Origin of the sequence: Streptomyces niveiscabiei, assembly GCF_001419795.1 — a bacterium.
Classification (GTDB): domain Bacteria; phylum Actinomycetota; class Actinomycetes; order Streptomycetales; family Streptomycetaceae; genus Streptomyces; species Streptomyces niveiscabiei.
This window is the reverse complement of the sequence record NZ_LIRL01000213.1, coordinates 1-7,765: the sequence shown is the minus strand read 5'-3', so window position 1 is coordinate 7,765 and position 7,765 is coordinate 1. Positions and strand designations below refer to the sequence as shown.

Genomic DNA, 7,765 nt, shown 5'->3' with positions numbered 1-7,765 from the left:
GCCCGCCCACCCCACCGGCAAGTTCCTCGCCAAAGCCGCCGTTCTCACCGCTGTCCTCTCCATCGCCGGGTCTCTTCTCGGGCTCGTCCGGGATCAGGCTCTTGCTCGGCTCTTCGGGGCCGGGCAGGAGACTGACGCGTTTCTTGTCGCCTGGACTGTGCCGGAGTTCGCGGCGACGTTGCTGATCGAGGACGGGATGGCGTTCGCGCTGATTCCGGCGTTCAGCATGGCCCTGGCGCGGAAGGCGCAGGGCGCTGCGGGGGATCCTGTGCGGGCGCTTGTCGCCGGGACCCTGCCGAAGTTGTCGCTCGCGTTCATGGGTGTCGGGGCGATTGTTGTCGGGCTCGCGCCTCAGGTCGTCGAGGCGCTCGCGCCCGGCTTGTCCAACCCGCGGCTCGCCGTCGACTGCACCCGGTTGACGGCGACGTGCATCGTGAGCTTCGGGCTGGCCGGGTATTGCAGCGCCGCCCTCCGCGCGCACCGCAAGTTCGGCGCCCCCGCCGCGATCTACGTCGTGTACAACATCGGCATCATCGCCGGGATGTTCGTGCTGGGCAGGCATTGGGGGGTGCGGTCGGCCGCCGCAGGGGTCGCGGTCGGCGGCGTGCTCATGGTCCTCGTGCAACTGCCCTCGCTGCTCAAGCAGTTGACCAGCAGAGCCGCCGCACAGGGCAAGCGCGCCGAGCAGGAGCCCCAGGCCCTGAACACCGCCCTCCTCGCGACCGTCCTGCTGTTCGCGCTGTGCCGCCAGTCGCAGGTGCTGATCGAGCGGTTCCTCGCGTCCCGGCTCCCCGAGGGGGCCATCTCGCATCTCAACTACGCCCAGAAGGTGGCGCAGATGCCGATGCTGCTGTCGATGATGCTGATCACGGTGACGTTCCCCGTGGTCGCGAGGGCGCTGGCGGAGGGGGACACGGAGCGGGCGAGGAAGCGGGTGGAGAGCGACCTCGCGCTGGCGACGTGCGTCGTCCTGCTCGGTACGGCGGCCGTCGTCGCCTGCGCCCCGCAGATCATCCAACTCCTGTTCCAGAAGGGCGCGTTCACCCCGGAGGACACCGCGGCGACCGCGAAGGTGATGCGCGTGTACGCGCTGGGTCTGCTGGGCCAGACCCTCACCGGCGTACTGGTGCGCTCGTACTTCTCGGCGGGCCGCCCGAGCTGGTACCCGGTGGGCGCGATGGCCGCGGGGATCGTGGTGACGTCGTGGATCGGCGCGCTGAGCGTGGGGAGCCTGGGGGTCACGGGCATCGCCGTGGCGAACGCGGCGGGCATCTCGGTGACCGCGCTGGTGCTGCTCGCGGGGATGGGCCCGAGGAGTGTCCCGGTCCATGTCCGGGGCGTGCTGCGCGAGTTGAGCCGGCCGCTGCGCGCCGCGCTGGTCGCGACGGTCCTCGGCGCGTACGCGGCGGGCCACGTCACCGGCGGGCCGATCGCGGGGGCGTTCGCCGGGGGGCTGACCGTGACCGCCGTCTTCCTCGTCCTCTGCTGGGCGCTGGACGCCCAGGGGGTCGAGCCCGTCCTCAGCTCCGTCCGTTCCGCATCCCGAAGGCTGGCAGCCCATGTCCGTTCCCGTTGAGACCAGAAGCAGACGCCGGACACCCAACTCCCTTCCCTGGGTGGCGATGTACCACTCGGTGGGCGACTGCTCCGACGACCCGTACCGCATCACCGTCACCCCGGAGCGCCTCGCCGCGCAGCTCGCCTGGTTCGCGCGCGGCGGCCTGCGGGGCGTCTCGATGGCCGAGCTGCTCGCGGCCCCCGACCGCACCGGCCTGATCGGCCTCACCTTCGACGACGGCTACACGGACTTCGTCGACCGCGCGCTCCCCGTCCTGCGCGCGCACGGCATGAACGCGACCCTCTTCGTCCTCCCCGGCCGCCTCGGCGGCGACAACGCCTGGGACCCGCTGGGCCCCCGCAAGCCCCTCCTCACGGCGGACGGCATCCGCGAGGCGGCGGCACAAGGCGTAGAAATCGGTTCCCACGGCCTTACCCACGTCGACCTGACGAAGGCCGACGACGCGACGCTCGCGGCGGAGACGGCGGAGAGCCGCTCACGGCTCCAGAACCTCCTGAAAACCGACGTAACCGGTTTCTGCTACCCCTACGGCACGATCGACGAGCGCGCCGTGACGGCCGTGCGCGACGCCGGTTACGCCTACGCCTGCGCGATCGACCCCGGCCCGCTGAACGGCGTCCACGCCCTCCCCCGCGTGCACATCGGCCAGAACGACACCGCCGCCCGCCTCTTCCTCAAGCACCGCCTGCACCGGCTGCGCCGCCGTCCGGTGGAGGGCCTGCGGTGAGGGCGCTGCACATCATCACGGGCCTGGGCACGGGCGGCGCCGAGCAGCAACTGCGGCTGCTGATCCGGCACTTGCCGGTCGAGTGCGACGTGGTGACGCTCACCAACCCGGGCGCGGTCGCCGACGGCCTGATCGCGGACGGGGTGCGCGTCACGCACCTCGGCATGTCCGGCAACCGCGACCTGGGCGCGCTGCCCCGCCTGGTGAGGCACATCAGGTCCGGCGGCTACGACCTCGTCCACACCCACCTGTACCGCGCCTGCGTGTACGGCCGGCTCGCGGCGCGGCTCGCGGGCGTACGGGCGATCGTGGCGACCGAACACTCCCTGGGCGACGCGCAGATGGAGGGCCGCAGCCTCACGCAGGGCGTGCGCGCCCTGTACCTGGCGAGCGAGCGGCTGGGGCGTTCGACGGTCGCCGTCTCCCCCACGGTCGCCGACCGCCTGCGCCGCTGGGGCGTGCCCGCGCCGCGCATCGAGGTCGTCCCGAACGGCATCGACCTGGACCGCTTCCGCTTCGACCCGGTGGCCCGCCACCGTACGCGCCGCCGCCTGGGCCTGCCCGAGGACGCGTACGTGATCGGCGGCATCGGCCGGCTGAGCGCCGGGAAACGGTTCGACGTCCTGATCGAGGCCCTGGCCCAACTCCCGGACGACCACTGGCTGTTGCTGGTGGGCGGCGGCCCCGAGGAGAGCGTGCTGCGGCGCACCGCGCGCGAAGTGGGCGTCGCCGACCGGGTGTTGTTCACCGGCGAGCGCCCGTACGTCCCGGACGGCTCCCCCGGCCCCGACCTGCCGTCGCTGACCTCGGCGATGGACGTCCTGGCGTCCCCCTCGCCGGACGAGGCGTTCGGCCTGGCGGCCGTGGAGGCGCTCGCCGCCGGTCTGCCGGTGCGGTACGCGTCGTGCCCGGCGATCGAGGACCTGCCGGGCCAGGCGCCGGACGCCCGACAAGTGCCGTGCGGCGCGCAGGAGTTCGCCAACGCCCTGCGCAGACCCTCGACTTGCAGCCCGCGCACCCCGCCCGAGGCCGCCCGCCACTACGACATCGCCCGCAGCGCCGCACGCCTCATGGACGTCTACACGACCACCCTCTCCGTCCCGTCACCCCAGAAAGCCACCGCCACATGACCGAGAACACCTCCCGCCGCCCAGCCCTCCTCACCCGCGCCAAGGCCCTCCCGCCCTGGACCCTGCTCGCCGCCGGCGCCCTCGCCGGGGGCCTCTCGGGCGGCGCGTACGGCGCGCTGAAGCCGCCCGTCTACACGGCGACCGCGTACGTCGTCGCCGTCCCCGCCGAGAAGTCCGACCCGTCCTCAGCGCTGGGTTTCGCGCAGGCGTACGGCCGGGTCGCGACGCAGCTCGCGGTGCTCGGCGACGCCCAGGTGTGGGCCGGGGTGCCGGTGGACACGCTCCGCAAGAGCGTGCAGACGGCGACCTCGCCGGATGCGCCGATGGTGTCGATCACCGCGACCTCGGGCCGCGCGGACCTCGCCGCCGACATGGCGAACGCGGTGTCGCGGGCGCTGACCCAGCACGCGAAGGGCAGCGAGAAGACGACGAACGTCGAACTCCAGCAGTTCGCGCGGGCGTTGAAGCCGACCGACCCGTCCTCGCAGTCCCCGGCGGTCACCGGCCTGGTCGGCGCGAGCGCGGGCGGGCTCCTGGGCGGGCTGGTGCTGCTGGCGCGCCCGAAGCGGGGCACCAAGGCGGCGACGCGCACTTCGGAAGGGACGCGGACACCGGAAGAGACGCGGGCGCCGGAAGAGACGCGGGCGCCGGAGAAGAAGCGGACCGCCGAGGAGACGCGGGCCGCCGAGGACGCCAAGACCTCCGTCCCCGGCCCGGCCCTCGCCGCCGACGTCCACGGGGCGCGATGAACACCGAACTGGTCACGGACGAGGCCCAGTTCGCCGCCCTCGCCGCCGACTGGGCCGACCTGTACGGGCGTTGCGCGACGGCAACCCCGTTCCAGAGCCACGCCTGGCTGCACTCCTGGTGGCTGTCCTACGGCAGGCGCGGCCGACTGCGCCTGCTCCTGGTGCGCGGCGCGCACGGTCAACTCCTCTCCGCCGCGCCCCTGATGGCCGTCAACAGCCCGTTCCCCTCGCTCGTGCCGCTGGGTGGGGCGATCTCCGACTACGGGGACGTCCTGGTCGACGACGAGCGCGCGGAGGAGGCCGTCGCCGCGCTCACCGAAGGGCTCGCGGCGGCGGCGCGCACCGCGCTGATCGACTTCCGCGAGGTGCGTCCGGGTGGCGCCGTCGAGCGGGTGTACGAGCACTGGCGGGGCCCTCGGCGGCGGGTCGGCGACTCGGTGTGCCTGGAGCTGCCCGCCGTGCCGATGGAGGAGCTGGTCGCGCGGCTGCCGTCGGCGAAGGCGCAGCGGGTGCGGGCCAAGCTGCGCAAGCTGACCTCGCTCGGGGTGGAGCGCAGCGTCGTACCGGCCGACGGCGTGGACGCGGCGCTGCGGCGCCTGCTCGAACTGCACCGACTCCAGTGGCAGGGCCGGAAGGTGACGTCCGAGCACCTGCAACAGCGGTTCTGCGACCACCTGGTGAGGTCGGTGGGGCCGATGGTGCGGTCGGGGGACGCGGTGGTGACCGAGTTCCGGCTCGACGACGACGTCGTGGCCGTCGATCTCACGCTGCTGTCCCGGGAGTTGGCCGGCGGCTACCTGTACGGGGCGCATCCGCGGCTGCGGGAGCGGAAGGCGGACGTCGCGGTGATGCTGCTGGACGCGTGCGCCGAGCACGCCCGCAAGCCGCCCCGGGGAGCGTTGAGCCTGCTGCGCGGGAACGAGCCGTACAAGCACCACTGGCGGCCCGAACCCGTCGTCAACCAGCGGTTGTTGCTCGCCCGGCGGCGCACCGCGCCGCTGTTGTCGGCGGCGCTGTGCGACGTGGCGGCCCGGCGGCGCGGCAAGGAGTTACTGCACCGCTGGGAGTCCTTCAGGGAGCGGTCCGGTGGCGGCGGGAGTTGAGCGTGTGGGCCCGCCGCCACCGGCCGGGTCACCGGTTGCGGGAGAACCAGTCGAACTTCAGGCAGAGCTTCCCGCCGAGCCAGTGCTCGACCCAGCTGCCGAGGTCGACCGGCGAGCATTCCGGCCGCGGGTCCACCGGAGGCACCACCGGGGGCACCACAGGGGGCACCACAGGGGGCGTGACCGGCGGCTCGACCGGGGTGACCGGCTCGTCGGTCCGGCCGGACAGCATCGACCGGTAGACCTCGGAGGAGCGCGGGTTGGATCCGCACTGCCACACACCGTGCGGGCAGTAGTCGGTGACGGTGTTGTACAGCGGCTTGTGCTCGTCCATCCAGGCGAGCATGCGCCGCATGTACTCCGGGTTGTCGCCGTTGCGGAAGAGTCCCCATTCCGGATAGGAGATGGCCTTGTTGTGGGATTTCGCGAAATCCACGTGCTGCTGAAGGCCGTAGGGCTCCGTCACCTGTTCGTCGAACGTCCGGCCGGTCGGCTGGTCGTACGAGTCCATTCCGACGATGTCGACCGTGTCGTCACCGGGGTAGCACTCGGTCCACGGGACGGCGTCCCGGCCCCGGCTCGGCGTGAAGTCGAACTTGAACTGCTGGCCCGGCACCGCACGCATGGTGGTGACGATCCTGTTCCAGTACGTCTTCCACGCCTGCGGGTCGGGGCCGCACCGGTGGGTGTACGTCGTGCCGTTCATCTCCCAGCCGAGCACGATCACCGTGTCCGGCACCTTCAGGGCGACGAGGCGTTCGGCGAGGGCCTTGTAGTGGTGGTCGAACTGTCCGGCGGCGCCCTGCCGCAGCAGCCGGCGCACCTCGTAGTCGGAGACGCCCTCCTCGTTGCGCTCCAGCATCGGCACGTTGAGGACGAACATCCGGTCGTCCTTCTCGCGCCGCCAGTCCGCCCACACGTCGAGGAAGCCGGGGGCGCCCTCGATGTTGCTCCACCGGTCGCCCGGCAGGTAGGTGTGGCCGACCTTCAGCTCCGACCCGCCGAGCCACCGGCTCAGCTCGGCCATCCGGGACACGCCCCGGGGGCCGTAGTCGAGGTAGGCGCCGAAGGCGGGGTACTTCTTGGCAGGGGTCGCCGGGTCCTTCTCAGGTACTACGGGGTCTACGGGTACGGGGGCCGGTGCCGGCGTCCCGGCGGGGGCCGGTTCCTCGTCGTCCCCCCACCACCCGTCGTGCCCCCACCACGCGGAAGCGGGAGGATCGGCGCGTTGCACCACCCCCGCACTCGCGGCGAAACCAGGACCGGAGGCCAGGGCGGCCGATACGACGACTGCCGTCGCGACGACGGCCAGCCGCCGGGACCGGGCGCGTCGCTTTCGTGGGGCCATGCCTGCTCCTTTCTCCACTCACACGCGTGATGACCGCGCCATTCGCGCGTTATGACAGCGTCAGGAATTCCTGACAGACAGTCACATGTAAGTCATACGAAAAGGAAGTACGCCACCGCCGTTACGGCTTTCGAGTGGTCCACTCGCCCGCATCGGTGAACGAACCGAAGGAATGCCCGTGCCCCTGCTCGACACCCGCGTCCCCGCAGTGCTGCTGCGGATCGACCGGAATCCCTTTCACCACGGAACGCTGGGTGCCGTGCGCTCGCTCGGCCGCGCCGGGGTCGAGGTCCACCTCGTCGCGGACGTGGCGGGTAGCCCCGTACGCCACTCCCGGTTCGTACGGCAGCTGCATCCGCCGCCGCTGCCCGGGGCCGCCGACGCGGAGATCGCGGCCGTGCTGCTGCGGGTCGCGGCGCGCGTAGAGCGGCCCGCCGTGCTGATCCCGATGGACGACGCGGGCGCGGTCGCGGTGAGCCGGCTGCGCGCGGAGCTGGCGCCCGCGTACCTGCTGCCGCAGCAGCCCGGCGAGCTGTCCGGGCGGGTCGCGGACAAGGCCGAGCTGGCGGGGCTGTGCCGGGCGACGGGCGTCCCGCATCCCGAGACGGTCGTCCCGGAGAGCGAGGCGCAGGCGGCGCAGGCCGCGTGGCGGCTGGGCCTGCCGGTGGTCGCGAAGTGGAGCAGGCCGTGGCTGCTGCCCGAGGGGAGCGGGCTGCGCAGCACGGTCGTCCTGCGCTCCACCCAGGAGGCGCGCGAGCTGTATCTCCGTACCGAGGAAGCGGGCTGCCGCCTGCTGCTCCAGGAGTTCCTGGCGCCCGGCACGGGCCTGGACTGGTTCTTCCACGGGTACGCCGACCGCGCCGGCGCCGTCCGCGCGGGCGGGCCCGGCNNCTCGCCGAGCGCCTCACCGGGGACCTCGGCTACCGGGGCATCCTCGACCTCGACTTCCGGCGCTGCGCCGCCACCGGCCGCTACCACCTCCTCGACTTCAACCCCCGCCCCGGCGCCCAGTTCCGCCTCTTCACCGACGCGGCGGGCCTCGACGTCGTCCGCGCCCAGCACCTCGACCTCACCCACCGCACCCTCCCGCCGGGCACCCCCCGCCCCGGCCGCGCCTTCGTCGTCGAGA

The 7,765-nt window shown here is 72.9% G+C and carries 6 protein-coding genes and 2 pseudogenes; 7 read left to right on the top strand and 1 reads right to left on the bottom strand.

All coding sequences use genetic code 11. The annotated features are described in order from the left end of the window. The 5 genes from murJ to AOK24_RS11990 form a co-directional block, all read left to right on the top strand. A partial coding sequence (gene murJ, locus AOK24_RS12010) for a murein biosynthesis integral membrane protein MurJ (protein WP_055720050.1) occupies positions 1-1,576 on the top strand: 1,576 nt, incomplete at its 5' end. Between the two features lie 46 nt (positions 1,577-1,622). Next, on the top strand, positions 1,623-2,306 hold the full coding sequence (locus AOK24_RS12005; protein WP_055720049.1) for a polysaccharide deacetylase family protein: 684 nt from the start codon (positions 1,623-1,625) through the stop codon (positions 2,304-2,306). Next, a complete protein-coding gene (locus AOK24_RS12000; RefSeq protein WP_055720048.1) occupies positions 2,303-3,436 on the top strand; it encodes a glycosyltransferase in 1,134 nt (377 codons plus the stop codon). The genes AOK24_RS12005 and AOK24_RS12000 overlap by 4 nt, the downstream gene beginning before the upstream one ends. Next, positions 3,433-4,185, top strand: coding sequence for a YveK family protein (locus tag AOK24_RS11995; protein WP_055720047.1), 753 nt, complete (start codon positions 3,433-3,435; stop codon positions 4,183-4,185). Before AOK24_RS12000 ends, AOK24_RS11995 begins: the two co-directional genes overlap by 4 nt. Continuing rightward, positions 4,182-5,288, top strand: coding sequence for a GNAT family N-acetyltransferase (locus AOK24_RS11990; protein WP_055720046.1), 1,107 nt, complete (start codon positions 4,182-4,184; stop codon positions 5,286-5,288). The genes AOK24_RS11995 and AOK24_RS11990 overlap by 4 nt, the downstream gene beginning before the upstream one ends. 28 nt (positions 5,289-5,316) lie before the next feature. Here AOK24_RS11990 and AOK24_RS11985 read toward each other — a convergent pair whose 3' ends face one another. After that, positions 5,317-6,636: a glycoside hydrolase family 26 protein gene (locus tag AOK24_RS11985; RefSeq protein ID WP_055720045.1), complete on the bottom strand. Its 1,320-nt coding sequence runs from the start codon at positions 6,634-6,636 to the stop codon at positions 5,317-5,319. A gap of 172 nt (positions 6,637-6,808) precedes the next feature. Between AOK24_RS11985 and AOK24_RS11980 the strand changes: the two are divergent. Beyond that, positions 6,809-7,525: pseudogene (locus AOK24_RS11980) on the top strand (ATP-grasp domain-containing protein); the annotation flags it as partial. A gap of 2 nt (positions 7,526-7,527) precedes the next feature. Beyond that, positions 7,528-7,765: pseudogene (locus AOK24_RS50475) on the top strand (ATP-grasp domain-containing protein); the annotation flags it as partial.